Below are 25,656 nucleotides of genomic sequence, written 5' to 3'. Positions count from 1 at the left end.
AATGTTCAGAAAGACAATGGACTTTTTCATTATTCTGTACTGAATGTACAGCAACCTGTACAGCTTGTTAAACATTCTGTACAGATCTATGAACATTCTGTACAAAACAGGCCCGTCGTCGAACAGGTCGTTAACGGCCCGAGAGTAGTTTTCGCACCTTCTGTAAAGATTTTTAAATGTTCTGTACAACTTTTTTAAAGTTCCGTACATCTTTATCAAAATTCCGTACAGAATAGTCAACTTTTTGTACGGCTGATCGCTAGATCTGTACCGGGAAATGACAGATCTGTACGGGGAAATGGCAAATTTACATGAAAAAATACAATACCTATAAAAATGTGTATCAATGATACAAGCCTCTCTAAATCACACCTTCTAAATTTGCTGTATAAATAAAGTGTTTGAAAAATGAACGCAAAAACTACAACTTCAAAATTACTACCGCAGCAGCTACCAACACCAGATGATAGTTCCAACATCGGCCTCTTGCCGATGGGCTACTTCCCTATGGGGGACAAGGCGAGCGCTAGGGGATAGCGGTTTTGAGGAGTTCGCTTTTTGCACAGGCCCTGCCCTATGGCGCTGGCGTAAGTTTGCGCTCTTCCCCCCGGTACGGGGAGGGAGAAACAATCAAGACCGCTTGCTGTAAAATACAATGCCCCCGGAAGCCGGAGGCACAGCGGCCAACATGCGAGTAACATGTTGTAACCTTATAAATCTAAGTAAAGATAGTTAAAAAATCGGAAATAGAAATGGCCTGGTTTCAATTGAATCCTAGCGGTGATCCGACAAATCCTTCAGACTATACAATACAAGGTAGCCAACCATCATGCCCCGGCACAGAAGAAGTCTGTGCCATACAGGCAAACAATGATGGCAGTGACCATCCGGTCATCAATGAAGCACTGCTTACAGAGATGACTCAAGCGTTGCAAAATGAGGCTCCTACTACGAATGTAAAGCTGAAAGATCGGCCCGCTAGATAGATAGTTTACATAAAATTTCGGAAAGGGTATGGCGAAAACCATACCCTTATGTTATTGGCAGCCATCCTCTTCCACAACAAACACCTCGAATTCAGCCTCTCCTTGTATCACTTCGATCCCGTACGCCTGTAGCTGTATGTTAAGCTCTTCTATACCTGAAAACGACCCCACCAAAATATCCTCTGGGATCTTGGCCTGATCCATAACAAGGGGGAATCTGCCTGTTATTCCAATAAAACGTGCAAGCGCATTACTTCCTTCAAACTTCATGGTGTTTTCGAGTGCTTTTGCCTCCCCAGATTTGGGCGTACAGGGCCTAAAAATCCAGCAGTCCATAACTTTGTTCTTCCAATATGATTTTAGTCCCAGAAAACGGTGTAAGTCGCTCAGTACGACCTTAGCCTGTGAGACGTTGTCACGGTTCACAAAATCAGTACGTTGATAACAGATAGCAAATTTACTATCCCATCCTTCTCCATTTTGCTCGAAATCCTTGTAAACTGAACTATCTTTTACCTTCCATTCTACCCGTTGGTTCGTCACAAAATATTCCCGTGGTTCAATTTGTGCCCATGTATTCACTAAGGAACGGTAGATGGAGCGGTTAGTTATTGTGCTCTTCAGCAACCCGTTCACAGTGTCGCGCTCAAACGTCAAAGATCGGGTAGGGACGCCATTTTGATAGCCCGTTATCCACGCACCGGCTTTGATATTACCTATCGCATTCCCAGCAGAGGACGAAAGTGCAAGCGCTTCACCAAAATCATTTTTTGATGGAAGATCAATCGTTCCCGCATGGTATAACGCGAGTACGTTTTCTTCCGTGAGCAGACGGTTGAATGTCACCGCCTGCACCCTGCCCTTATAGATCATGACAATATGTGGGGCGGCACGATATGGAAAAAGCGATTTTAGGGCAGCATCGGAATATAGAACTGGGAGATTTACCTTGTGCTCTTTTATAAAAGCGTTGGTAGCAAAAAATTTCGCTAAAGTTTTTTTATCCTGCCATGTCACATTAAAAATCTGCAGCTTGTCCGAGTGCTTGTCCTGTAGCTCCTGCAAATGCGGCATCGATGCGATGCAGGTCCCGCAGTAGGTATCGAAAAAATCAAGAATGATGACTTTATTTTCCAGCAATTCCCAATCGATCGCTTCCATTTCCCCGCGCATTACCTGCGTACCAGCCGGAGGCACAAAAGTATCTCCGATTTTTAGCGCCCGGCTAAGATCAGGAGTCCCCTGCGACTGTGCCATGGCCATATGGAACAATAAAACATGGGCAACCATGCCCCAGACGAGATGTTTAATTTTGATTATCCTTTTCATGTGGTTTAACGTTTATTCTGTTGTAGGTTGCCGATTCGAACAACCGATTCGGGTAGCCGAACGGCATATTTAGGGCTGTTCGGCTCCAATGTATATTGCTGATCTCCTATCTTCCGCACCAGCGTCTTTTGAAAAGCCCCTTCGGTATTTAATCGCTTGAGGTCAGCCCAACGACGGCCACGAAATAAAAGCTCCTTCCGCCGCTCCTGCAATATTATTGCTAGCAGGCGGCCCGCATCGGCTTCCTCTATATCGACAAAGGAATTTAGTTCCCAACGTTTCTTCAGTAGCGTGTTAAGTGCTAAAAGTGCTTCCGCCGACTTCCCGACACGCACCGCAGCTTCTGCTTTGATGAGGTATATTTCACTGGTGGTCAGTCCCACAAAAAGTTGGGCCGACGTTCTGTCGTAATTGCCGCGATACAGGTAACTGCCTGTTGGCGCCGCGTTGGATCTAAAAAAGATTGTCCTGCGTAGGTCACTCTCGGCATAACTTGCATACAATGTTGAATCTACCAGTGCAATAGTGAAGCCCATTGGCCCCGCGTTGGTGCTCATCGCCGGGAAGAGGACTTCGCCATTGAACCGCGGCACCGGAAAATTATCTGTTTCCTTCAGCTTATTATAATCCATCAGTTCGGGGCTTAGCTGTATCGCCGAATCTGCATGTAGATAAGCTTCCGCGAACATCCCCATATACAGATAGGCCCTTGCCAGGCCGGCATGTGCAGCTGCTTTATGCGGTTGTCCTTTTCGGCCTTCATTGCCCGGTAAATTGGAAATAGCGATTCTATAGTCACTGAGTACCTGTCCGTAGCTGTCGCTTAGGTTTGCTCTTCCAACAGACCCGTCGATATCGGGACTTAGCCGCAGGGGGATCCCCAATTCTACGCCGGCAGTCGAGGAGTCGTAGGCTGGCGCATACACCTCTAGTAACTGATGAAAAGCGAAAGCGCGAAAGAAGTGGGCAGCACCGTACACCCGCTGATAGGTTGGCGGATCACCCGTTTTCGGTAAGCCCGACAATATCTCCAGTACCTGATTGGCGATGTAAACCGTTTTATAGGGGCGTTGCCATTGCACCGCATCTTCGTAGGGCTCGTCTTTCCAGATGTACGCATTACGCTGGTCCTGGTTTGCGATCGCCTCCCAGCTCTGTTTGGTTAGGTAGTAGTCATCCGTCGCCCACTCGCCCAGGAGTGGGTACCCCATATTCATGGCCGCGTAATCGTTTAGGAGCAGCTCGACATCGGTAAGTGATTTTGGTACGACCATTTTTATATCCGGCTTTTCGTCCAGAAATTCTGAACAGGAAAAGTTGAGGGAGCTCGATACGAGGCCTATAATTGCATATATATTTTTCATGGAGCACATATTAAAAGTTAAAACTTAAGCCCAGCGATGCCATAAATGCATCGGGAGCCGAACTGCCGTATTCCGGATCGATACCCAGATCGTTGGCAAACCAGACTGTACCCAGATTTTGTAGGTAAGCATAGAGGCGACAATTTTTGATCCTTAACCGTTCGGCAGCGGGAACCTGTACCGAAAGTTGCACATCGCGTAACTTGATATGCCCCGCGTTCTCGACCAGCGCCGATGATCGTTCATATACCCGGCTTGCATTGGCGCTGGCCGGGTAAGCGAAGGCGGGCACATCGGTTATATTTTCATCGCCCGGCTTCTGCCAGCGTATGGCGTAGTCGCTGTGTCCTACCCCGCCGTTCACAAAGCGGTCGTTGCTGAAGGAGCGTCGAAGAAATACGTGTCCTAACTGGTACGCGATGTTACATGACAACTCTACCGACCTGTACCGTAAGCTGTTTCGGAATGCGCCGTAATAAAGCGGCACCAGCGAACCGTGATTTTCAAGGTCTTCGACCCTACTGCTTACGATAGCGGCATAATCTTTCGAGATCTCACCGTCCAGGTAAGCGCGCGGTTCACCGGTCTGCGGGTCCAGGCCCGCCCATCGATAGGTCAGCTGGCTAAACAGATCCATACCTTCAATGGGTGTCATCAATCTGGAGTGCGCCGCGCCGATATACTGCGGACTCGTTGCACCCGGGCTTATATATGCTTTCTTCACCTTTGTCCGTGCATAGGAGAAGATAACATGGGTTGTCCATCGCATATTTGTGCTACGTAGCGGAACACCGTTCAGCGCAATGTCCCAACCCTTGGTGTCCAGGTTGGCGGAATTAACCATCAGCGTAGTAAAGCCGGTAGAAGGGTCAACGGGCGCATTTGCAATCAAGTCTTTGGGCTGCTTACGGTAATATTCGATACTTCCCGACAGCCTGTTATCCAGCAGCGCAACGTCAAGGCCCAGATTGAGGTTGGATACTTTTTCCCAGCGAAGACGGGGGTTTGGCGGCAGACTGATCATCGCGTAGTTTTCTCCCGTGATGTAGTGCGCCTCACTCTGTACTGCCATGATGGGAAATGCAGCTACAGCATTATTCACGTTGCCGTTGTATCCGTACGTCGCCCGCAATTTAAGTAGGTTGACATCATCCCTAAAGAACCTTTCGTGCGAAAGCAGCCATGCTGCTCCCACAGACCAGAACGGTTGTCCCCGATCATTACTCTTTACCCCGAAGAGATTGGATGCATCCTTACGAAAACTGGCGCTCACGATATATCGGTCGGCATAGGTATAAGCACCATTGGCATAATAGGAAATGAACCTATTGCGAAATTCTTCATAACGGTTACGGTCTATTATATTATTAACTCCACCCTTTCCGTTCAGGACAGGCACCTCTGCGCCGTACCATACCGACTTATGGCTTCCGGTCTCGGGATCGAAACCGTAATATTGTGCAACGTTGAGTGTTCTTCCCAGTTCGCGCACATCAGCACCCGCCAAAAGTGTAAGATCATGCCTGTTTTTCCAGCGTCTTCTGAATTCCACGTTCAGGCGACCGTGATGTGTATGGCTGTTCCAGTTGTTCTGTAGCACATAATCACCTAAGGGTAAACTCCAGGTAACCCGTTCGGGATTCCAGCTCGCGTAGTAGTTGAGGAGGTCGCGGTGGTAGTAAGACTCCATGCCCCTCCAACTTTTTATGGGATTGGAATTTCTGAGGTAGGAGTAGATTCCATGCAGTTTCATCCCAAAGTCGAACGTATAGTTTGCTGAAAAATTCAACAGCGTCTCCCGTAAAACCTGTGTTTCGCGCGAAGCCTGTAGCTCTTTGAGTGGTGTATAAGACCAATTGAGAAGCCGCCCACCCGCGACCGTATCGCGGTATGCGGGATTACGTGAACTGAGATCTATTGCCAGTGGCATGCCGCTGGCATCTGCCAACCGGAGATAGGGAAAATTAGCTTCGCCGGAAGCCATCTGATTATAAGCCACCGGATCCAGACTTTCCTGAGCGTCGGACTCCGTATACGTAATGCCGAGATCCAGCAACAAATTCCTGATCGGTTTCATCTGCGTTACGGATTTCAGAACGGTTCTTTTGTAGGAAGAGGTGACCAGTTCATTTAAATTCTTGTCATAGCCAAGTGAAAACAGTGAATTGACCTTTTCGCCTCCCACCTGCAACTGCATATTGTATTGCTGGTTGACCGCTTTTCGATATACGTATTTTAAAAAATCATCCCGCATATCTAGCCCGCGAAGGCCATCCATCTCCGTATCCAGCTGTTCTCGGGATATCACCCCGTCCCTCTGCGCTTTCATACGCCATAGGATAGGTTGCACATTTGCATTCCACCGGCTAAACGACGCATCATACCGTCCTTTATCAAAAAGCGTATGAACCGCATCGATGTAGTCGGATGTATTCATCTGCGGCATGTAGTAGAGATCGGGTTTGTCCCGTACACTTATATTCGCGTTCACGGATAATTGGGCCTGTTCCTTAAACTTACCCCTTTTTGTGGTGATCACGATCACACCATTTCCCGACTGTGCCCCCCAGATGGAAGCCGCCGCAGCATCCTTCAGTACCGTTACATTTTCGATATCGTTCGGATTGATGTTGTTAAAATTACCGAGACCATAATCGGCCAGCTTACCTTCATAGGGGATACCGTCGATAACAATCAGGGGCCAGCGGTCTGCCGAGAGTGTACTCACACCACGTATATTCGTATTGAGCAGATTGCCCCTATTCGACGCGCTTGTCTTATTGGTGGATATCCCGGGCACTACGTCCTCTAGCCTACTTACAAAGTCTGTAGAAACTTTCCGGTTGAACAATGCGGAGTCAACAAACTCAAAAGATCCCGTGGCTCTTTCTTTTGGGATACGCTGGTAACCCGTGCTGACCACTTCAACTTCTTCGATCCGGTTTTCGGCGGGCTGCAGCGTGATGTCTACGGATGTTGTCTTTTCATCGTAGGCGACAGTCTGTGCCGCATAGCTAATGTGGTAGATCTTTAGTGTTCCTTTGGGTTGGGTTACAGTCATACTGAACCTCCCCTCTTTGTCCGTTAAGGTGTATTTAGTACCCGCCTGTACGGATACCCCTTCGATAGTCTGCCCGTCGGCAGCCGAGCGTACTTCCCCTCCGAGAATACGACCCGACTGCGCCTGGGCATCACTAAACAACACACATATATAAAAAATTAATAACGTCACCAACTTTGTGTGGTATACTATCGGCGGTATGCACCGCTTACTTTGCACTACTCCTGTTGTATCTCCGTCATCGCGATGAGCGCAGCGAAGTGGCGATCTTCTAGTTCTAAATGGGGCAATATCTATCGCTCGCCATAGTGCATAGCTTTCCCCTTTGCGTAATTTTCGCATTCTTTTAATGATTAGTGTAAAGGCTTCGCCTTCACTATTTTAATAAATTAATTCATAAAAAAGATCCTATTGGGCGCTGCTCACGGGGGTCATCAAGTGGTCAATAATACGGTATCCAGGCGCAGGATCGGGCGGGACTGTCCCTACTCGGGGGACTTAATAATGTTTTTGAATAACTGTTTTTTCATTGCTTCTAATTGCTTGTGTATATAATTTGTTTCAAAAACCGACCTTCCTATACCGCTAAGCGATCCTCTGATTTGCAAAACCGCGAAAAAGACGCTACATTTATTGTTGCAAAAGAATAAATAGTAACGTGCCTATCCGCTCATTTATGCCAAGGATAACCTTAGGTGTCATAGGAAGGATCGGTACTGGATGAAAACGAATGACCAAGGCTTATCCATTTGTTGGAGAACGGCTTTGGTATACCCCGCCCTATTTTAATATAAGGCGATCTCATTCACATCCGAGTATCGTAAGCTATTTATTCGCGTAGATTGATAACGGTGATGTTAAGTTGTAGGCAATAGCACAGTTGCACTTCGCAGAAGTGTCGTTTTGTTTGAGGGGTTAGTACGGGTTTCCTTTTCATCGCATCATTTATGGTTAGTAAAAAAATATAATGAGTCTTTGGAAAAGAGAGCGCAATAAAAAAGGATAGGCTCCTGCTTTCCACCGCCAGAAAGGTACTAGCAAAGACCTGACACGGTTTCCAGCAGGAGCCTATCCCGCATTCTGCAAATATAGGCAAAATAGGGATAAAACTCCTAGTGGTCTCGCGTCTTACAAAATTGCTAGTTTCTTCCGACGAGACTCAATCAGATAAACTGATTATAAAACAAATATAACAATTAAACTATAAATAACGAGCATATACTCGATTTAGATAATAAATAATACACAAATGATTGATTATCAAAAATATAATTTAGATTCATTCAAACTGTTTGTTGAGAATATTTTATCAAAAAAATTTAAGGGAAAATTTAATTACTCCGATATAAAGGGTAGAGTTGAAACAATTCTACTAGGGGAGACTTCTCGACTCACTGCAAAATCTTTTCGCAATGTAATTTCGACACTTGATGAGGACTTTGACAAATTTTGTAAACTATTTTTTAAAAACCATCCCGCATCCAAGCTAAAATCTTTAGAAAATAATACCAACAAATTGGAGATTCTTTTTAACCCTTTATTAAACTCAAAAGCACAATTAAGCAAAGCATCATGTATCAAAGAGACTCGATTAGGAGAGCTGTTTAAGAATAGGTTTAATGAGCTATATGCGTATGAAGCTTACGGCTTAGCAATTGCAGTTGGCCTCAAACCCAGCCAGCTTTTCAATTATTTCTACGGCGATGGAGAACGGCCGCTGGTGGGAATAGAAGTTTAAGAAAGTGAATAAGATCAACCAAATATAATAAACCAAAATAAACGGTCAATTATTCGTAAAAAACCTTAGAAAACATTATGCCTGAACAACAAAATATAGAATACAAAAGTGCGAGGCACGATGATTACTTAAAAGGGTATGCGGTTTCGCTAATGCTCAAGATGGGGTAATTTTTATCGGCAAAGATGATAATGGAAACGTATTGGGAATCGATGACTATAAAAGACTGATGGATGATATTCCCAATAAAATCCGTAATGCAATGGGAATTACCTCTGAGGTAAATCTACGAACCCCACCACATTCCACCGTCTTATCTCCGCATCATAGAACCTCGCCCCGTAATCTAATTGGCTACCACGATTTTTCCGTAGTCTGCCCGATTCTGTGACAGCTCCAAATCGCCTATCTCAAAGAACTTTATCTACCCAAAGATAGCAGTTTGTTTGGTTTGTGCAAGCGGCATTTTAAAGTTGGTCTGTTCATCTGTTACAGCAAATGTAGCCTCCGAAGTTGAGGCCCGTAAAGGATTACCTCGCCGGAACGACCGACAAAGTAAGCATGGACAAGCAGACATTGAAGCTCATAGACGATATCGAGGAGCTCGAAGCCTCGATAAAGGACAAGCTCCTCTTTCTGGCAAATGCCATTATCAGGGATGCAATGACCGGAAAAGCCTATGCGCAATAAATCACAAACACCCGATCCGTAGTTTGTCAGGTGCTTGTGATTTATTAAGAGCGATCCAATCTAATTACTATTATCTACTATTTCAACAAGGAACCATTTCCCGTCTAATTCATGAAAAACATAAATAACTTCTAAAGCAATCTCTGGATCAAAGTAACGAACATTCCTAACTAACTCAACAGGAGCGGAAATTTCACGTTGAACCCCTTCAACATTATCAAAGTTCATATGCTCCCACGTATAAGATTCCACCTTTGACTCCTCTTCCCCATCTTCAGTTAGCTTTTTTTTAACAATAGGGAATTTGATTCTTGAAAACTGATAAACAGTATCATCACTGATTTTTTTTAGAAAAGAACCAAACTCATCATCACTGAGATCGAACTTTGGGTACTGCAAAGCAGACGAATCAACTTTTGAGTGAAAAGACTGTGATGTATTATTGGGTTGACACCCCATTGCCAATCCAATAATGCATAGACACAAATGGACGCTCATATTAATCTCTTTTATTAAAATAACTTTCTAACAACTTCTTAAAATGAAATATAATCACCTCAGATCTAGACACATCCTTCGGACTTTCATTTCCTACACCATTCCTGTCGGAAGATCCTTCATTCTCATTCGCTTGTTGGCCACCCGAAATCCAAGACTGTGGATCAACGATGTTATCAGCATTATTCCCTTTTCCCTGAGTCGGATTATAAGGATCATATTCTCCCGTCCCTTCATTAAAGACCTGGATTTCGTAATGAAGATGTGATGACCATCCCAATTCCTTTCCTTTTCCACTTCCTCCCATAGTACCAATTTCTACAGATTCCGAAATTTTTTGTCCTTCTTCTACATTAATATCTTGCAAGTGCATGTACCTCGTTCTGAATTTACCATCTGGCGAAGTTACAGTAATCATTCGTCCACCAGTTCCAGAAGTACTTGTCTTAACAGATGCCACTCCATCGTGTGTACTTAAAATAGGAGCCCCTAAGTCAGTATTACCCCCTCCTTTATAATTAAAATCTAAACCTTTATGATAAGTACTAGCGCCTTTTAATCCGGTATTTCTTGGGCCAAACCAAGAATCCACTCTCCAACTAAACTTCTTAAACGTATTATATAAAGGAATAGGTCTACGTCCATCCGGATCGATAAAACGTATAGGATTATTAAATGCATATTTATACGGAGAATATCTCCTCATCTGCTCCGCCAGCGGATCCACCACGTTCCACCCACCTATCTCCGCATAGAACCTCGCTCCGTAATCGTATTGACCTACTTCAAAGTTCTCAACAAAGAATCAGCTTCTGTCTTAGAAATTATTATACTTTCATCTCCTATTTGCAAATTATAGATAACATTCTTCAATTGTGCACTCTCATCATACAAAGTCTCAACTTCTATTATTTTAGAATATTTTCCGGCAATCGAATCATAACCAAAAGAGAAAAGATCAAGTTCGTTTAGAATATCACACTCTTTAAAAGCTATATTTTTCCATCTATGTCCAAGTTTTCCAACTGGGTTTTTCCATATTATACAGGAATCAAGTTGTTCGATTGACCAATCAGAGGGTATGGGATATAAACCTAACGCCGTTCTCCGTTCATTAAAGCCAAAACCGTACTTTTCGATTATACATTTCTTGTTATAAACCTCCTTAGCGAAAGGGTAAAAAAGCAGAAATATTCCAACAAAAAACGATAGTAGATAAAAATAGGCAATAATCCTCTTATTCATTTTTCTTACTTTAAGTATCTAAAACGTTCAACATTATTGTGTTTGATCAGCATAATTTTTTCGTTACCTATACCAAAGGTACTAATGTACCTACTGACACCATAGTTGCTTGTAGATATTCCCAGACTAGGTAATACAGCCGATAATCCTGAAGCCGAAACTGTTCCTTTCCCTAAAATGCTATTAATCAACTGCCCTATTAAAGAGGCAGTTCCAAATGGAGCAGCGGCTCCCGCTCCCGCAATACTTGTAGCATTTGTACCATACCTATTGATATTTGAGACAAATTGTTCCCCATTGATGTTTCTGAAATTTTCAAGGCTATTTGTGACCTGCCTCAGAGGATCAGTATCAACTTTAGTTTGGTCTCTAGACTCTCGAGAACCACTTTTATCCAATATTTTTCCTTTACCGGATTTGTCCATATGACTTGTCACTCTTGTGGTAATTACATCCCCCCTTTCAGTATCCTTATCAGGATCACTGGAAACTCTATCTGTAGCACTAGAAACTATTTTTGTAGTAGTAGTGCCCCTATCATTTTTATCGACTATGGTTGTAGTGGTTGTTTGGGTTACTGATAATATATTATTCTTCCCCATCACAGCACTAACTGAAGTATTGATAGTCGTATCTGCCGCCATACCAGTAGGATCAACCATCAGAATAGGATTGTTCATTCCATAGTTATAGGGCGAAACATTATAGAAAACTTCCGCCAGCGGATCAGGTACATTCCACCTCCCTATCTCCGCGTCATAGAACCTCGCCCCGTAATCGTACTGTCCTCCAAGCTCGCCCTGGATTTCCTTGCCGTTATAAAGATACTTATTATTCCCTGCCGCTACAACACGCTGTTTGCCGAACGGATAGTAATCATCCTTCTGCAGTACCTCGATAGCATTTGTGGTCGGGTTACGGTACACCGTTGAACGTACATTTCCAAGATGGTCTGTTAGGTTGTAACGGTACGTGTATGTATTGTTAGATGTATTCCGGTATGCCACCCCCTCGCCCATATGGATCAGCTCGATGTTGTTCCCGTTATATTCTACACCCCCTACATAATCCCTGTTTCCGCCCTGGTTGGAATATTTGCGCAGCTTGGTGCCCATAGCATCGTAAAGGTAACCGACCCGGACCGAAGCATTGTAAACCGAATCCGGCAGGTTCAGGTGGTTGTAGCGGATCGTCATACCTGTACGGTCTTTCGTCGCATTACCGTTCGCATCGTAGAGATAGGTGTTCGTATTGCCCGATAGGCTCGCCAGTCTATTACTTTTGTTGCCGTTATTGTACGTATAGGTCGTCGATGTGGTAGCTGTCGTATTCCCGGTATTGCGGGCAAGGGTCTTGATATTGCCCATATCATCGTAGGTCAGCGCCTCGATCATCACCGTAGTCCCCGTACTTGTTCCGTTGGTCAACCGGTTAAGTTTGTCATAGCTGTATGCGAATGTGCTGTTGGTTGTGGGACCATGTCCCCAGAGCTGTTGGGCAATATTGCCGTTGTACTGCGCATTGCTAAGGATAGTACCTGTACTGTTCCTGTCGTAGTTCAGCTGATAGGTGAACTGCGGGGAGGACGCTCCCGTCGTCCAGCCGCGCTCATTGTAGGCATAGTCCACCGTCGTATGATAGTTCGCCCCGTTCTTATCTCCACCAACCGATCTCTTCTTCAGCTGGCCGATCTCGTTGTATTCGTTCTTTGCCCGTGTTACTTCTTTCAGTGGGTCGTTGATGTAATGTTTGCTTGCCAGTAGTCTTCCCACATGGTCGTAGCTGTTCGTGGTCACCATGGTCGTCGTAACACCCTTTGCAATGTGCACATGGGTGCTCTTGGTCAGTTCGCCCACAAAGGTATATTCATTGGTGATACGGTCAGTGCCGCCCAGGTGGTTCTGCGATACGGATTGGATAAGCTGAGCGCGGTCATCGTAATAGTTCACCGTAAGCAGCGGTGCGGTGCCATCATCCCTGCTCACTTTCATCCCCGTGAGAAGCGTCTGGGTTTTATCACTCTTAGTAATACCCGAGGGCTGTAGGGTACTGGTCGATGCGCCGGCAAAGGAGTAGTCGTCATAATAACTGACCGTGAGTTCCTGCAGCTGCGATGGCGTGTTGGGAAATGTCGTATTCGTATAGTTTGTAGTACCAAGGCGATTTTCCCATTGCGGGGCCACTGCATTCGCCAGTGTCTGTACCTGCGCACGGGTACTCTGGTTTGTTGTCGTATTGGTGTAGATACCCGTAGATGTTGTTCTTCCGAAGGCGTCGTACTTGCTATAGCTCCACTTCTTGACCGCACGCTGGTTGGCATCCTGGCTCAGGATCACCTGATCAACCTTATTGTATATCAGATACTCCCAGCCCTTACCCGGGATCTTCTTTTCTATCAGGCGTTTTCTGGTGTCGTAACGATAAGCGTAAACCATTTCATTGAAATCTACATTGTTATCGGTAACCGTGGATGTTGTATAGCCCGGTGGAATGACATACCGCAGGCTACCTAATATGTCGTACACGTAATACGTGTTAAGCGCTTCGGTACTTTTCCATATCCGCTTCAGCACCACACGATCCTGAAAATCCCTGAACTCTTCAACCGTACCTGCCTTTCCATTCGCCGATACCCAGTTCTCATCTTTTATAACAGTCTTGTAAAGTTTACCGGCCTCATAATGCTCCGAACCATTGGCTCCGTTACCTGCCGGGTTTATTCGCCATAGACGTACCTCGTCAGCTACATTCGTACCATATTCCATGGCCACCGTATGGCCCGAACCCGCAACTGATGGAGAGCTGGGCTGCCAGGAAGCTCCCGCAGCACCCTGTTGCAAAGGACGGTTTGTCATCGGATTGAGCTCATATGCGGTGTGGGCATACGGATAAGCCGTTTTGTGAACGTCGGCATCCCAGCCCATGCTACTATAGAAGGTCTGCTGGCTGGCTTTGGCCGTACCTCGGTAAGCCCCGTTGCTGCCGCTATATTCCGCATACGGCAGGTACTTGATAACCTCCCGGCCGTAACGGTCGTACTCTATATGCTGCACGATATCCTTCTTATTCGGACTCCCCTGCCAATGCACCGTCTGGATCGGACGGCCCAGACCGTCATAGTAGACGATGCTGCGATCGGCCTGCCCCACATCAAGATGGCTAACTAGTACTGTAAGCCCCGGCACCTTGATCGTTGTCTCCTCGATAAAATTCTGACTGAGGGTAGCTGCTATCTGGTCAGGAGGACCTGTGTGTAGCCCAGGGGCACCGCCTAGTGGAAGCTCCACCGCAAAGCTCGCCGTATAATCGTGGCTGCCCCAGGCATTGTGTGCCGTGATCGTATAGTTTGTCTGCGGGCTGGTCAGAAGGGCACGGCCGGAGATATTCCCCCGAGCATCAAACTTCAGTCCGGCCGGTAGCGCCGGATCTATGCTAAAGGCTTTCGTCTCGTGCCGGTAGAGGGTACTGCGGCCGGCCGAACCCAGGTCTTCTATCACCAGACTGCCGTCCTCCAGACAGAGCAGGCCCTCTGCCCAGCTGTAACCCACCTCCAGCGGAGCTCCTTCCTGCACCTGCATCGACCCGCCGCCTACAACGGTGGTCGCCATGCCGGTTCCGGCATTGATCTGTGTGACTATGCCGTCGATGGAACTGACTACATAGAGGTCACCGGTTGTCCGGTTGATAGCAAGGCTTGCCGGGTCTTCCAGCCGGATGGTAAGCGCTGGACCGCTCCGCGGAGCACCGCTTGCTCCCTGCCGAAGGCCGGCATAAGTGGACACGGTGCCGTCAGGCGTTATTTTACGGATAAGTCCCTTATAGGTTTCCGACACGTAGACATTACCATTCGCATCGACCGCGATACCGTTCGCTCGGACCAAAGAAGAAAGGTCCAGACTCGCCGTCGCGGCCGGTCCATCGATGCTCGAAAAGGAACCGTTGCCCGCCAGTGTCGACACCATGCCCGAAGGCGTGATCTTACGGACACGCGCGTTTTCGGAATCCCGGACATAGAGATTGCCTGCCCCGTCAACGGCAATCCCGGCCGGTCTCTCGAACCGTGCCGAGGAACCCTGTCCATCAGCATAGCCCGACTGCCCTACGCTGCCCGCTATCGTACTGACCACACCCGATGGCGTTATCTTGCGAATAACATGATAATCATACTCGCAGAAATAGATGTTTCCCAGACCATCGGTAGCCATCCCCACCACAACTCCAAAAGATGCGGATGCCCCCGTACCGTTCTGTACCCTGTCGACACCATCCCCTGCAAAGAAGCTTATCTGGCCGCTTTCCGAAATGTGGTACATACGGTACATGGACCAATCGAACAGATATAGACCGCCCTGACCGTCGGATGTCATGGCGCTTACCTCTCCGATACCGGCACCTGTCGCCGGGCCGGTCATACTGGTTCCCTGGGGAACACTTGTATTACCGGCAATCCTACCGACGTAGCCATCCCGGTGGATCGCCCCCCCGGTATTATCGGGAGAATAGTTAACGTATGTGCCTACGGTTAAGGCAGGTGGGATACTATAGCTGATATTCGGCGGAGTATGGCTCTGACCATACACGGCATTGGCCAGCAGAAATGGCAGCAGCCACAGTAGCTTTATGATATAGGTAAAGAGGTTCTCTTTCATCTTTTTCTTTTGTTCGTTCCCGTAAAATTATGTTACATGCTCTTTGCCTGCTATTGGATCCTGCCATCTGTCGGGAAGGTCTTTCTGTTACGCTCCAGCAGCTCCCTGGTCCGGCTCTGCGTGGAATCTGGAGCAACCTCGGGACGCAGCCAGTACGTCGCCTGCCGCTCGTTGAGCTTCTTGATTTCCTGTAAATGGAGGCTATCTAATGCAATAAGCTCTTTATCTCGTTCTCGTTCAAGATCAGCAATTTTCTTATGACGGGTTGAAGCATCCAGATTACTGTCTTTATTCACCGCAGAAAGCCCTTCACTGTAACGCAATATCACTTTCTCCATACCAACGGAGCCGCCATTCTTCTGTTCATTCACTTCAAAGTTCTTTCTTTTATTCACAAGTGATCCATTAAATTTAGACTGCTGCTCCTTTGTCAATACTGCGCCAATCACCAATTCACGCTTACTCCGATATTCCGCTATCGCTATAGCACGATCTTCTACAGTCAGATTACGATTCTCAAGTGTAGACTGAATCCCCTCTTGTTCAGCTTGATCTGCAAGCACAAGCTTCATTGCTGTAATGGAATCCAATCCCAAGCGACGCTGATATCCTACACGTTGCATACGTTGGTATATCTCTATCTCCGAAAGCTGCTTGCCGGTAGGAATTGCGGCAGGTCTGACGGCTTGGTCCAGCAACTGTCCATGGACAAATAGCACCGACAGACCGAACAACAATAACATTAATAAGTTCTTTTTCATATATTTATCGTAAGTGGTACTGATAACCTTTAAGGATATTGTATTCAAAATCACGTATCTCCTTTAGTCGCTGGAAACTGTCGTACTCATAATACACCGTGACACCCCGCGCATCGGTCGCACTGCTCATACCGACGCCTGGCGAATAGGTGTACACTTCGACCTTTCCCTGCGCCGGCAAATGGTTCCGCAGCGCAGTGATAAAGCTCTGCAGACGTAAACGCACCGTACTTTGGGACAGCCAGCGGACAGCGGCCAGAAAGGCATCCGCATTCACGTCCCAGCCAGAGGTATAGCCAAGGTCGGCAAGTGCCAAAGCACTGGCCGTGCGCAGCTCCGACGCAGTCATGTTGATGCCCTTGATCACAGGATGGACACGGCCGTAGCCCCAGAGATAACTCTCCCGTGCTCCGTGCTCCAGTGAGACGCTTTCCGGATTGCCGTTCACGTCGTACCCATGGTAGCGCACGGCTGGTTCCCAGGGATTGCTCAGCAGACCACTTTTATATTTTGTCAACTCTGGTGCAATAACGCCTGACCCCCAGTCCCGCCAATCTTTACGATGCGCACCGATGAATGCATTACTCGGATGCCGGTAGCTCGTCTCCTCGATCACATCCATACGGTTCTGCGCAAGCAGGGTCGGATACGGAGCCGCCGGCTCATCGAAACTGTACTTCATGTCCGTCCAGATCTCATCGCCCTCACTTGTACGGATACGGCTGCGAGTTGGTTGATGTATATGGTCCGGGTTCGTATAGTCGTAGTAGGTGACCGAACTTACTCCATCTCTAATTACCCCCTTACTCTTTAATCGCTTTCCCCCGCTCAGATGGATACGGTTGTCGTAGTTGAAAAAGTCTATGCCATAGATATTGGCAAGGTGGGTTTCGCTTGCTGTGATCACCCCGGGCACCACGCTCCTGTCACGGTCGATCAAAAAATCACGGGTCTCACCCGTCTCGAAGGTCTCATAATCATAGTATTCCGCGGTTTCCCGAACACCGTTCCTGAATATGGTCTTACCCGTCAGGTATCCGTAGTTCCAGGGGCGGTAACAGTCCGCAAATATGCGGTCGTAATAGGTAGGACCGATGGGGTAGCGCAATTCCTTATACCGATAAGCTTGGCCTACGGCATAATTATACTGCGTGCGTCTGTCACCTTCTATCTCGGTCACTTGGCCATATACCATCGAAGATCCCATAGGTGAGGTGTTGATCTTCGGATCTTCGTTGATATATAGCCGCATCGCATCCACTAGTCCTCCGCACCACTTTAAGAAGTGGTCTCTCCGGTACAGATCACGGGTAGGATATACCTCCTGATATGGTCCATCGTAGATATAGTCTTTCCCACCAACCCAGACATTGGATGCAGAATAATTATCAATTTTTTTGATCCGAATACCTCCGGTTACTGCGCCCCAAACATGTCGATGCCCCTCGTAGGTGAACCTCGTGTACCCGCCGGTGGGATAGGTGATCTCCTGCAGCGAAAACAGACTACCTACATACTCGCTCGCTTCTTTATTGGCATATCCACCAAGAGGTTTTGGAAAGGGTGGGTGACAATTAAATTGTATATGCCCCGAATTATTAAGGGTATAGGACGGAACAGACTCGCTCCAAGGGATAAGCCCTCCGACCGGATCGGCGTTTGCGAAACCCCAGTAGTCTGTTCCCTTTACGGTATATCCCGCACCATTATAACTAAAGCTATACCGCTCGACTTCATCTCCGTTGACGTCCCTAAATACAATCGCCTCCAGTTTGGAACGGGGGCGGGCATAAGTACTACTTCCAGTCTTTTCATAGATATCGAACGTCCCATACTCAAAGGTTACTCGCTTGAGAAGTTGCCCCTCTCTACCAAGAATATCAATATGATCCAGGAGCAGGTCGCTGGAGAGATAGAAGCGCAACATGCCAGAGGAGTACGTAATACGGTCCGGAAATTTGGTGGTATAATTCGATCGGGGATGGTTCGCTAAAACATGGATATTAGGGGTAATCTGGTAGGGATCACTACCTGAGTAAAGCAGATCTCTGGGATCACACCCATAACAATCCCAATAGTAATCCCATGTGGCCTGCAACGGGTCATTCCGTGTACTTCCTCCATTTGGAAATACCTTTCCCGGCTGGTACTGGTAACTGACGCCACGACCAGGATATCGCGTCGATAGAATCGAACTTAAATGCGTCGTTGTAGAGGTCTGGTAATAGGTTGGTTCCGCATCCTGCAACTTTCGGTATTCAAACCACTGACTCTCTACACCGCCACCACCGCCAAAAGAATAAGAAATACCACGCTCATCTAGAATTTTAGTCCGGTCAGCACTAAACTTAAGACCGTTATCTTCTATAATGAAATATTCACTATTATTTGAATCATACAGATACTTAAGTGATTTGCCTAAAAAATTAACACTGTATATATCAAACTCTGTATCAACGGGAACCGGACCATTATGCCCCATAAAACTACCCTTGGTATGAAGATACTTTAAGCGTTCATAATCTGGCTTACCGGGATAACCCGGCAAAAAAATCCCTGGCCCCGCGTCAGGAACATCCATAATGGACAGCTCATCCGGAAAACCACGTATTTCTTTCGAAAAAAAGCCTCCCGTATGTAAGGTCCAGCCCATGCCCGTATGACCATCCGCTTCATGGGCACGAAATCCCGAAGCGTGATATTTCATTGTAATGGGAACAGTAATATCCCCCTCCTGGATCGTAAAGATCGGGATCGTGATATCAGGAACTCCCGTGAAATGGCTGACTGGATGCTCCCCGTAACGCAAGAACTCTACAGTGGTGGGTGACGGTGGAATAACTATGGGCAACTGCTCCTGTGCCAGCGCGATCGAAGAAAACGTAAACGCTCCCAGAAAAATAGCGCGAATGAATAAATTCAGACGATTCCTTATTTTCATATAGATATTAATGGTTTTTATTCTGTTACGTAGCTCACATAGTGACCAGTCAAAAAGATCAGATTCTAGGACACAGTCCCTACATCAAATCAGTTCAGATCTCTCGGACAATAAAATGCAAATTACTTTCAGTTTATACTAGCTTCGATGATGGAACGACTCACTCTTCGTTTCGATGGCAATCGTATTGGTTCTACACAATCCCTAACAGATAGGACCGCCTTTTTATATTTATTCCGTTCACGGATAGCAATACTAATATCTAATTATTATCCCATTAATTAATATAAGATCTTAGCATAAGAATATACTATTTTGTCAAAAATAATGCTATACGAAGTTTGTTTTTTTATTAATGAGCATATTGACATTGGTTATCTTGCGGATGACATGATAATCATACTAGCAGAAATAGATGTTTCCGAAACCATCGGTAGCCATGCCCACCACAACTCCAAAAGATACGGATGCCCCCGTGCCGTTCTGTACCCTGTTAACTCCGTCGTCGGCAAAAAAAGCTTATCTAGCCGCTTTCCGAGATGTGGTACATGCGGTACGCAGACCAGTCGAACAGATAGATCCCGCCCTGACCGTCGGATGTCATTGCCGTTACCTCCCCGATGCCGGCACCCGTCGCCGGACCGGTCATATTGGTTCCCTGCGGAACACTTATATTATCAGCTATCCGGCCCACATATCCATCCTGATGGATCGATCCTCCTGTATTGTTGGCCGGATAGTTCACATAGGAACCGACCGTAATCTCGGAAGGGATATTGTAGTTTAAATTGGGAGCTATGTTGCCCTGCTGCCCATATACCGTGAATGACAGCAAGCATGTCAGTACGGCTAGCCAAAGCTGCGTAAAGGTTATCGGTCTCTTCATTTTCCTCGGTCTTGGTTGTTCGGTGGCACCGGCCGCTCAGGGGCAACGGGCTTTGTAGCCCTACGTTCAAAAATCCTGTTCTGACGCTCCTGAAGTTCACGGATATGCTGCAGGTGGATCCTTTCCGATTCCTCTGTACTTGTTTTCGTCAGATCTAAAGGAGGACTGGCGTTGCCTTTCCTTTCTCCTCCGTACGCCAATGGTCGGTAACTGGCGTTTCCCTTGGCAGCCCCATAAACTTTTGCCAGCTGTTCTTTCGTCAGCACCTCCCTGAACATCTGCTCCCGTTCATCTTTGGCTCTTTTTATCTCCTGCGCCTTACTGTTAACGGTCATTTCCCTGTTTTGCAGAGCACCCTGTATACGCTGCTGCACGATTTTGTCGGCCAGCACCAGTACCATCGCCTTGGCAGAATCTATCTTAAGCTCACGTTCGTATCCCACCCGTTGGATACGTTGGTATATCTCGGAAGCGGTCAGTTCTTTCTTTGTACCTTCCTTTGCCCTGCCCCCCAGCTCCTGTCCATAGCCAACAGCATAAAGCATGCACATGGTGGCCGCTACTATTGCACATCTTCTCTTCATCGGTTTATCTGATATGGTATTGATAGGTATTGAGGATGTTTCCCTCATCATCTCTTACCGCCTTCAATCGGTAAAAGCTGTCATATTCGTAATATATCGTGTTTCCTTTCGCGTCGGTCGAGCTGCTCATGCCCACCAACGGGATGTAAGTGTGCACCGAAACCTGTCCGCCCTCCGGCAGATAGCTCCGTAGGGATGCTGTAAAAGACCGTAGCAGGCCCTTGGAGGCAGTACCCTGCAGATTGCCCAGGAGACTCAGGAAGTATTCCCCTCTATTCTCCCACCCACCGTTATGCCCTAGGTCAGCTAAAGCAGAATCACACGCCGTTCTCAGTTGCTCCTGCGTTACGTTCATTCCTTTTAAGATGGGATATGTCTCCCTGTAAGCCCAGAGATAAGAATCCTGTGGACCGTGCGCCAGGGATACGGCCGCTATGTTACCGGATCCGTCATAGCCATGGTAACGAATTTCGTCCTGATAGGCACTGGCCATATTACCGGTTTTAAACTGGGTGAACTCCGGTGCGATCACATCCCCTCCCCAGTCCTTCATCTCCGTTCTGCTCGCATCCATAAAGATACCGGCACTACCATGGCTTCGCTCTTCCCCGACTACTTCCTGTCGGTTATCGGAGGCCATCGTGGTATAGGGAGCCGATGCATAATCGAATGGATATTTCATCTCGCTGAAAACCGTATCCCGGCCGCTCGTGACCGTCCTGGTTTTTGTCACGGCGAAAGGATAATCCGGATTTTCATAATAGTTGTTTACCGACTTCAGTACTCCGTCCTTTAGGACAGATCTCCCGACTAGTCGCTTTCCCCCGATAGGGTGATAACGGTTGGAATAGTTGAAAAATTCCGTTCCGTATACATTATAGTGACTATATTCTGACGAATAGCCCGGATGCATAGAAGCGGCACGCTCGATCACGAGGTCATGGATATGTCCGGTCTCAAATTCATCGTAACCGTTAGCCTCCCAGTATATCTGTATCCCGTCCATAAGGATAGTTTTGGAGATGAGATGGCCATAATTCCATGGTCTGTGGTTGTGGGCGAATACACGGTCATAGTCCGTATTGCCCGCAGGGTTCCTCAGCCACTTATAGTCATAGGCAGGACCAACTGCGTACTGGTAGCTCGTTTTATGATCACCCTCGATCTCTGTAACCAGACCGTATACAACGGAAGCCCCATGCGGAGAAGGGTTGATAGGCAGATGTTGGTTAAGGTAAAGGCGTCGGTATGTTTGTATACCATGGCCATAAACGTCTTCGTCTTTCCGGTAAAGATCATATGACGGTACCACTTCCTGATAACCTCCTTGATAAACATATTCCTTCTGGGAGGACAGTAAACCGGATGAAGCATAGCTTTTTATCATTTTTATCCGCAGTCCGCCGGCTGCCTGGTTTACAACATCCTGATGAAGCTCATATTCAAATTCCGTGAATCCTCCCGTGGGATAGGTTATCTTGGACAAAGTATAGGTTCTGGTCGCACCGAAGTCTGGTATTTTATGCGCCCTTCCTCCAACTGAGAGATTAAAATGTGTAGTCGCCGCAACCCAACGAGTGAGGCCGTCTGCCGAATCCTGCCAGTATGTACGCACAACATCCTCTGTAAACGGCACGATATCATCATAGGTGTCGGCGTTATAAAACCCCCAGTGATCACTGCCTTTTCTTGTAATAGCAGAATACTCATTATAATATTCGAAAGAATACCGCTCGATCTCTTGATTAGTCGCATCGCGGTAAACAATGGCCTTCAACTTTGAAGCATTTCTACCCGATATTTCCAATGTTCCGTATTCGAAGGTAATCCGCTTGATCAGTAGACCTTGGTAATTCCTGACATCGATCCGTTCCAACAGCTTTTGGGCCGAAAACTGGAACGTTACAGCCCCCGAAGAAAAACTGATCTGCGACGGAAATTTGGTAGTGTATGTTGAAAATGGAAGATACATTGACGAAACACGTTGATTATTGAGGGTTAAAGGAGGATATAACAACTCTTCAGGGGCATAAAGATGAGCGGTTGGATTAATACCATAATCCCACATGTACTGCCAGTTTTCTGAGTTTGTCGTATTAAATATGGAGAAAATCTTGCCTTCCTGATATTGATAGCTTACTCCCCGACCTGGATATCTGGAGGACAGTATAGAAGACATATGGAACGTTGTGGAAGTCTGATAATGTGCATTGTTCACGTCAACCCATTGCGTCTCTACACCTGTGGGACCGCCGAAGTAATAGGTAATTCCGTTCGGGTCCTGAAACCCTTCTATATCGTCAAGCTTAAGGTCCGTCAGCTGTAGAAATGTCAATCTATTGGAATTATTTGGATCCCTGATATATTGACCGGATCGGCCCAGAAAATTATAGCTGTATATATCAATCTCATGATCGACATCTGCGGCACTGTAAAGGCTTTTTTTATAAAGATCATTTAGATAGGGATAATCCGAAATACCAGGATGATCGGGGGACATAATCCCGTATGACGCATCGGGGGTATGCACTGGAGCCATATCGTCCGGCAATCCGCGGATTTCTCTTGTAACCATTCCCCCGGTGTTCAACATCCAGCCCATGCCTACATGGCCATCGGGTTCATGGCGACGGAATCCCGAAGCGTGGTAACTCATCGTAATGGGTACCGTGATATCCCCCTCCTGGATCGTAAAGATAGGGATCGTAATCTCGGGTACTCCGGTGAAATGACCCACAGAATGTTCGCCATACCGCTGGAACTGTACCGATGTCGGTGAAGGAGGGATAACTACAGGTAGCTGTTCCTGTGCCAGCGCAATCGAAGAAAACGTAAACGTTACAAGAACAATAGCACGAATAAATGAATTCAGACAATTCCTTATTTTCATATAGATATTGATGGTTTTTATTCTGTTACGTAGCTAACATAGTGACCGGCCAAAAAGATTAGACTCTACCACACAGACCCTACCACAAATCCCTTCAGATCTCTCGGACAATAAAAATGCAAATTACTTTCAGTTAAACTAGCTTCGATGATGGAACGACTCACTCTTCGTTTCGATGGCAATCGTATTGGTTCTACACAATCCTTCAAGACAGGACTGCCTATTCATATTAGTTCTTTCATAGATAGCACCACTAAATTCTTATTATTACTTTAATAATTACTACAACATGTTATCATGTAAGTATACTATATTATCATGACTGATGCTAGATGAAATTATTCTCTTTTAAAGATCATAGATTAAGTGGTCGGTAGGAGGATAGAATTGATAAATATAAATAGCCAACTATAGGTAGCCAACCATAGGCCCAAAAACCTAACTTGATAAAATCGGAACGTCCTGATGCGGGCACTTTCTAACAGTTTTGGGAAGTAGACCCAGCAAAAACACATGACAAGTTTTATTTATTGGGTCAAACACAAGGGTTGACAGCAACAGATAACTTTGAGTTTCTCGCAGAATATCAATATCATAATGATTTACAGTTCCTAACTGATCTGTCTGGCCTGTCACACGTTAACTTGCCACGAGATTTTGTAAAACAAGGGGACGAACTCCAGTATACATTTGAAGAAAACAACGCCTATGATAAAGAAGCCGTCAGCGTTTCTTTCAACGGTAAGCCTGTAGGCTATGTTAAAAAATACATTGTAGCGTTTTTCATCAGGCTAAGAATGACCCGCTCTCTTTACGCGTAAAAGCCATTGAACAAAATGGCGTAACCCGAAAGATATGCTAAGGTTTCGACCTAGCTGACATTATAGAAGCTTAATTCAAAGAAACATTGGATTTAGGATTGGTGGAATTACTTCTACAGCGGAGAACGGCCAATTGCAGGGATTAATTTCTTTTAAAAATTTTAAAAAAAACAAGCCTATAAGTTGATTTTTAAAAACAGAACCCTCATTACAGATTAGGCAATTCATATAAAAGATATACGTCAGTTATTTTGTCTTTTGACACACCTTTCATCTTGAGTTTACTCTTTTACGACAGAATTAAAAATCATTTGACTTATTGCAAAAAAATCTATCTGAATAAGTGTAATTGAAAGAAAACTCGCCGATCCAAAAAATACCATTGCAAAACTGATGAAATTTATAGGTAAAGTGATAACCGCTAAAAACAAATGCAGCAATTGGAGCATTTCTGATAGAAAACCTCCCTCAGATGCGAAATATTGTCCGTATAAGCTGACAATTAAAGTAAGATATGCTGTAAGGTGATAATAATAAAAATATTTTAATTTAGTTGGTCTATTCATTATTAATGTTTAGGGGGAATTAAAGCTGATTTAAAAGGAATAATGAAAGATTTATATAGATATTCTTTTGACTTTTTGAAGTAGCCTACCCCTCCAACTAAAGTACCTGCTAGGAATGCTCTAACGCGCGAGCAATAGCTACCGAAGATTTCAGGATATCACTTGGTTTGGTCGACAGCATGGCACGGATCATTCGATTCAGCTTTTCGAACTCCTTACCCATGGCCAGCTGGGAACCGATTCCTCTTGCGCTGTCCCGGAACTCATTGAGTCGCCGCTCACCTTTAACGCGTACAATCTGATCGAGCTTTTCTTCTATCTGGGAATTGTCCACGTTTTGGATTCACCACCTATTAACAAACTTTTACAACTAAGCTAATATACAAATTTTTTAGATTATAATAAAAATTTAACTTTCTATTCTGCAAAAATTTCCTACTAAGTCTGGGTAACACCATCGGTTTTACAAATTTTTAAAACTAATCACCTATTTTCTTTCAAAATTTTCAGACTAGCCGCCTAGTGCCGTTATACTGATACTAGATTCCCCGTCCCTATTGCCTTGTCGAGCCAGTCTTCTCACCAATTGCTACACACCGCTTGCGGTATTTTTTTATCATAAACGCCTATCCAACCTACTGTAAAAT

Annotated in this window: 17 protein-coding genes and 1 pseudogene; 6 read left to right on the top strand and 12 right to left on the bottom strand. The window is 45.9% G+C overall.

Annotated elements, in window-relative coordinates:
* The first annotated feature begins 463 nt into the window (after positions 1-463).
* Together FAZ19_RS01245 and FAZ19_RS01240 are read left to right on the top strand one after the other, a co-directional pair.
* On the top strand, positions 464-649 hold the full coding sequence (locus FAZ19_RS01245) for a hypothetical protein (protein WP_136818785.1): 186 nt from the start codon (positions 464-466) through the stop codon (positions 647-649).
* Positions 650-752: 103 nt separating this feature from the next.
* Positions 753-986 carry a hypothetical protein gene (locus FAZ19_RS01240; RefSeq protein ID WP_136818784.1) on the top strand — a complete coding sequence of 78 codons (234 nt, stop codon included), beginning with the start codon at positions 753-755 and terminating at the stop codon, positions 984-986.
* A 51-nt stretch (positions 987-1,037) separates the two neighbouring features.
* On the opposite strand, the gene FAZ19_RS01235 is transcribed toward FAZ19_RS01240, so the two are convergent.
* The 3 genes from FAZ19_RS01235 to FAZ19_RS01225 are packed head-to-tail and all read right to left on the bottom strand — an operon-like array spanning position 1,038 to position 7,082.
* The gene (locus FAZ19_RS01235; RefSeq protein WP_136818783.1) at positions 1,038-2,315 is read right to left on the bottom strand and encodes a TlpA family protein disulfide reductase; all 1,278 of its coding nucleotides are present in this window, start codon (positions 2,313-2,315) and stop codon (positions 1,038-1,040) included.
* 5 nt (positions 2,316-2,320) lie between these two features.
* Complete coding sequence (locus FAZ19_RS01230) at positions 2,321-3,679, bottom strand: RagB/SusD family nutrient uptake outer membrane protein (protein WP_169305531.1); 1,359 nt, start codon at positions 3,677-3,679, stop codon at positions 2,321-2,323.
* Positions 3,680-3,689: 10 nt separating this feature from the next.
* Positions 3,690-7,082 carry a SusC/RagA family TonB-linked outer membrane protein gene (locus tag FAZ19_RS01225; RefSeq protein ID WP_136818781.1) on the bottom strand — a complete coding sequence of 1,131 codons (3,393 nt, stop codon included), beginning with the start codon at positions 7,080-7,082 and terminating at the stop codon, positions 3,690-3,692.
* A gap of 907 nt (positions 7,083-7,989) precedes the next feature.
* Between FAZ19_RS01225 and FAZ19_RS01220 the strand changes: the two genes are divergently transcribed.
* The 3 genes and pseudogenes from FAZ19_RS01220 to FAZ19_RS23755 all read left to right on the top strand — a co-directional run bounded on the left by FAZ19_RS01220 (position 7,990) and on the right by FAZ19_RS23755 (position 9,168).
* Positions 7,990-8,478: a hypothetical protein gene (locus FAZ19_RS01220; RefSeq protein WP_136818780.1), complete on the top strand. Its 489-nt coding sequence runs from the start codon at positions 7,990-7,992 to the stop codon at positions 8,476-8,478.
* A 139-nt stretch (positions 8,479-8,617) separates the two neighbouring features.
* Positions 8,618-8,869: pseudogene (locus tag FAZ19_RS24430) on the top strand (AlbA family DNA-binding domain-containing protein); the annotation flags it as partial.
* A gap of 122 nt (positions 8,870-8,991) precedes the next feature.
* A complete protein-coding gene (locus FAZ19_RS23755) occupies positions 8,992-9,168 on the top strand; it encodes a hypothetical protein (protein ID WP_169305530.1) in 177 nt (58 codons plus the stop codon).
* Between the two features lie 60 nt (positions 9,169-9,228).
* Here the strand turns inward: FAZ19_RS23755 and FAZ19_RS01210 are convergent, their stop codons facing one another.
* From FAZ19_RS01210 to FAZ19_RS01170, 9 genes are all read right to left on the bottom strand, one after another.
* Complete coding sequence (locus FAZ19_RS01210; protein ID WP_136818779.1) at positions 9,229-9,666, bottom strand: hypothetical protein; 438 nt, start codon at positions 9,664-9,666, stop codon at positions 9,229-9,231.
* Position 9,667: 1 nt separating this feature from the next.
* Positions 9,668-10,393: a M23 family metallopeptidase gene (locus FAZ19_RS24185; protein ID WP_229707357.1), complete on the bottom strand. Its 726-nt coding sequence runs from the start codon at positions 10,391-10,393 to the stop codon at positions 9,668-9,670.
* 53 nt (positions 10,394-10,446) lie between these two features.
* On the bottom strand, positions 10,447-10,911 hold the full coding sequence (locus FAZ19_RS01200; protein WP_136818778.1) for a hypothetical protein: 465 nt from the start codon (positions 10,909-10,911) through the stop codon (positions 10,447-10,449).
* A gap of 5 nt (positions 10,912-10,916) precedes the next feature.
* Positions 10,917-15,560, bottom strand: a complete 4,644-nt coding sequence (locus FAZ19_RS01195; protein WP_136818777.1) for a DUF6443 domain-containing protein — start codon at positions 15,558-15,560, stop codon at positions 10,917-10,919.
* Positions 15,561-15,610: 50 nt separating this feature from the next.
* Positions 15,611-16,321: a hypothetical protein gene (locus FAZ19_RS01190; protein ID WP_136818776.1), complete on the bottom strand. Its 711-nt coding sequence runs from the start codon at positions 16,319-16,321 to the stop codon at positions 15,611-15,613.
* 4 nt (positions 16,322-16,325) lie between these two features.
* Positions 16,326-19,262 (bottom strand): hypothetical protein, encoded by a 2,937-nt coding sequence (locus FAZ19_RS01185; RefSeq protein ID WP_136818775.1) that lies wholly within the window; start codon positions 19,260-19,262, stop codon positions 16,326-16,328.
* A gap of 523 nt (positions 19,263-19,785) precedes the next feature.
* Positions 19,786-20,148: a hypothetical protein gene (locus FAZ19_RS01180; RefSeq protein ID WP_136818774.1), complete on the bottom strand. Its 363-nt coding sequence runs from the start codon at positions 20,146-20,148 to the stop codon at positions 19,786-19,788.
* Complete coding sequence (locus FAZ19_RS01175) at positions 20,145-20,732, bottom strand: hypothetical protein (RefSeq protein ID WP_136818773.1); 588 nt, start codon at positions 20,730-20,732, stop codon at positions 20,145-20,147. The genes FAZ19_RS01180 and FAZ19_RS01175 overlap by 4 nt, the downstream gene beginning before the upstream one ends.
* 4 nt (positions 20,733-20,736) lie before the next feature.
* Positions 20,737-23,622 carry a hypothetical protein gene (locus tag FAZ19_RS01170; RefSeq protein WP_136818772.1) on the bottom strand — a complete coding sequence of 962 codons (2,886 nt, stop codon included), beginning with the start codon at positions 23,620-23,622 and terminating at the stop codon, positions 20,737-20,739.
* Positions 23,623-24,170: 548 nt separating this feature from the next.
* Between FAZ19_RS01170 and FAZ19_RS01165 the strand changes: the two genes are divergently transcribed.
* Positions 24,171-24,443: an HIRAN domain-containing protein gene (locus FAZ19_RS01165; protein ID WP_169305529.1), complete on the top strand. Its 273-nt coding sequence runs from the start codon at positions 24,171-24,173 to the stop codon at positions 24,441-24,443.
* The last annotated feature ends 1,213 nt before the right edge of the window (positions 24,444-25,656 follow it).

Source organism: Sphingobacterium alkalisoli, assembly GCF_005049105.1.
Lineage (GTDB): Bacteria > Bacteroidota > Bacteroidia > Sphingobacteriales > Sphingobacteriaceae > Sphingobacterium > Sphingobacterium alkalisoli.
The sequence above is the reverse complement of the archived record's forward strand: the minus strand, read 5'-3'. Positions and strand labels throughout refer to the sequence as shown.

Bases quoted from the DNA above. Each gene is read 5' to 3' on its own strand.
- FAZ19_RS01245 (WP_136818785.1), top strand. From the start codon at position 464: ATGATAGTTCCAACATCGGCCTCTTGCCGATGGGCTACTTCCCTATGG.
- FAZ19_RS01240 (WP_136818784.1), top strand. From the start codon at position 753: ATGGCCTGGTTTCAATTGAATCCTAGCGGTGATCCGACAAATCCTTCA.
- FAZ19_RS01235 (WP_136818783.1), bottom strand. From the start codon at position 2,315: ATGAAAAGGATAATCAAAATTAAACATCTCGTCTGGGGCATGGTTGCC.
- FAZ19_RS01230 (WP_169305531.1), bottom strand. From the start codon at position 3,679: ATGAAAAATATATATGCAATTATAGGCCTCGTATCGAGCTCCCTCAAC.
- FAZ19_RS01225 (WP_136818781.1), bottom strand. From the start codon at position 7,082: ATGCGAAAATTACGCAAAGGGGAAAGCTATGCACTATGGCGAGCGATA.
- FAZ19_RS01220 (WP_136818780.1), top strand. From the start codon at position 7,990: ATGATTGATTATCAAAAATATAATTTAGATTCATTCAAACTGTTTGTT.
- FAZ19_RS01210 (WP_136818779.1), bottom strand. From the start codon at position 9,666: ATGAGCGTCCATTTGTGTCTATGCATTATTGGATTGGCAATGGGGTGT.
- FAZ19_RS01200 (WP_136818778.1), bottom strand. From the start codon at position 10,911: ATGAATAAGAGGATTATTGCCTATTTTTATCTACTATCGTTTTTTGTT.
- FAZ19_RS01195 (WP_136818777.1), bottom strand. From the start codon at position 15,560: ATGAAAGAGAACCTCTTTACCTATATCATAAAGCTACTGTGGCTGCTG.
- FAZ19_RS01190 (WP_136818776.1), bottom strand. From the start codon at position 16,321: ATGAAAAAGAACTTATTAATGTTATTGTTGTTCGGTCTGTCGGTGCTA.
- FAZ19_RS01185 (WP_136818775.1), bottom strand. From the start codon at position 19,262: ATGAAAATAAGGAATCGTCTGAATTTATTCATTCGCGCTATTTTTCTG.
- FAZ19_RS01180 (WP_136818774.1), bottom strand. From the start codon at position 20,148: ATGAAGAGACCGATAACCTTTACGCAGCTTTGGCTAGCCGTACTGACA.
- FAZ19_RS01175 (WP_136818773.1), bottom strand. From the start codon at position 20,732: ATGAAGAGAAGATGTGCAATAGTAGCGGCCACCATGTGCATGCTTTAT.
- FAZ19_RS01170 (WP_136818772.1), bottom strand. From the start codon at position 23,622: ATGAAAATAAGGAATTGTCTGAATTCATTTATTCGTGCTATTGTTCTT.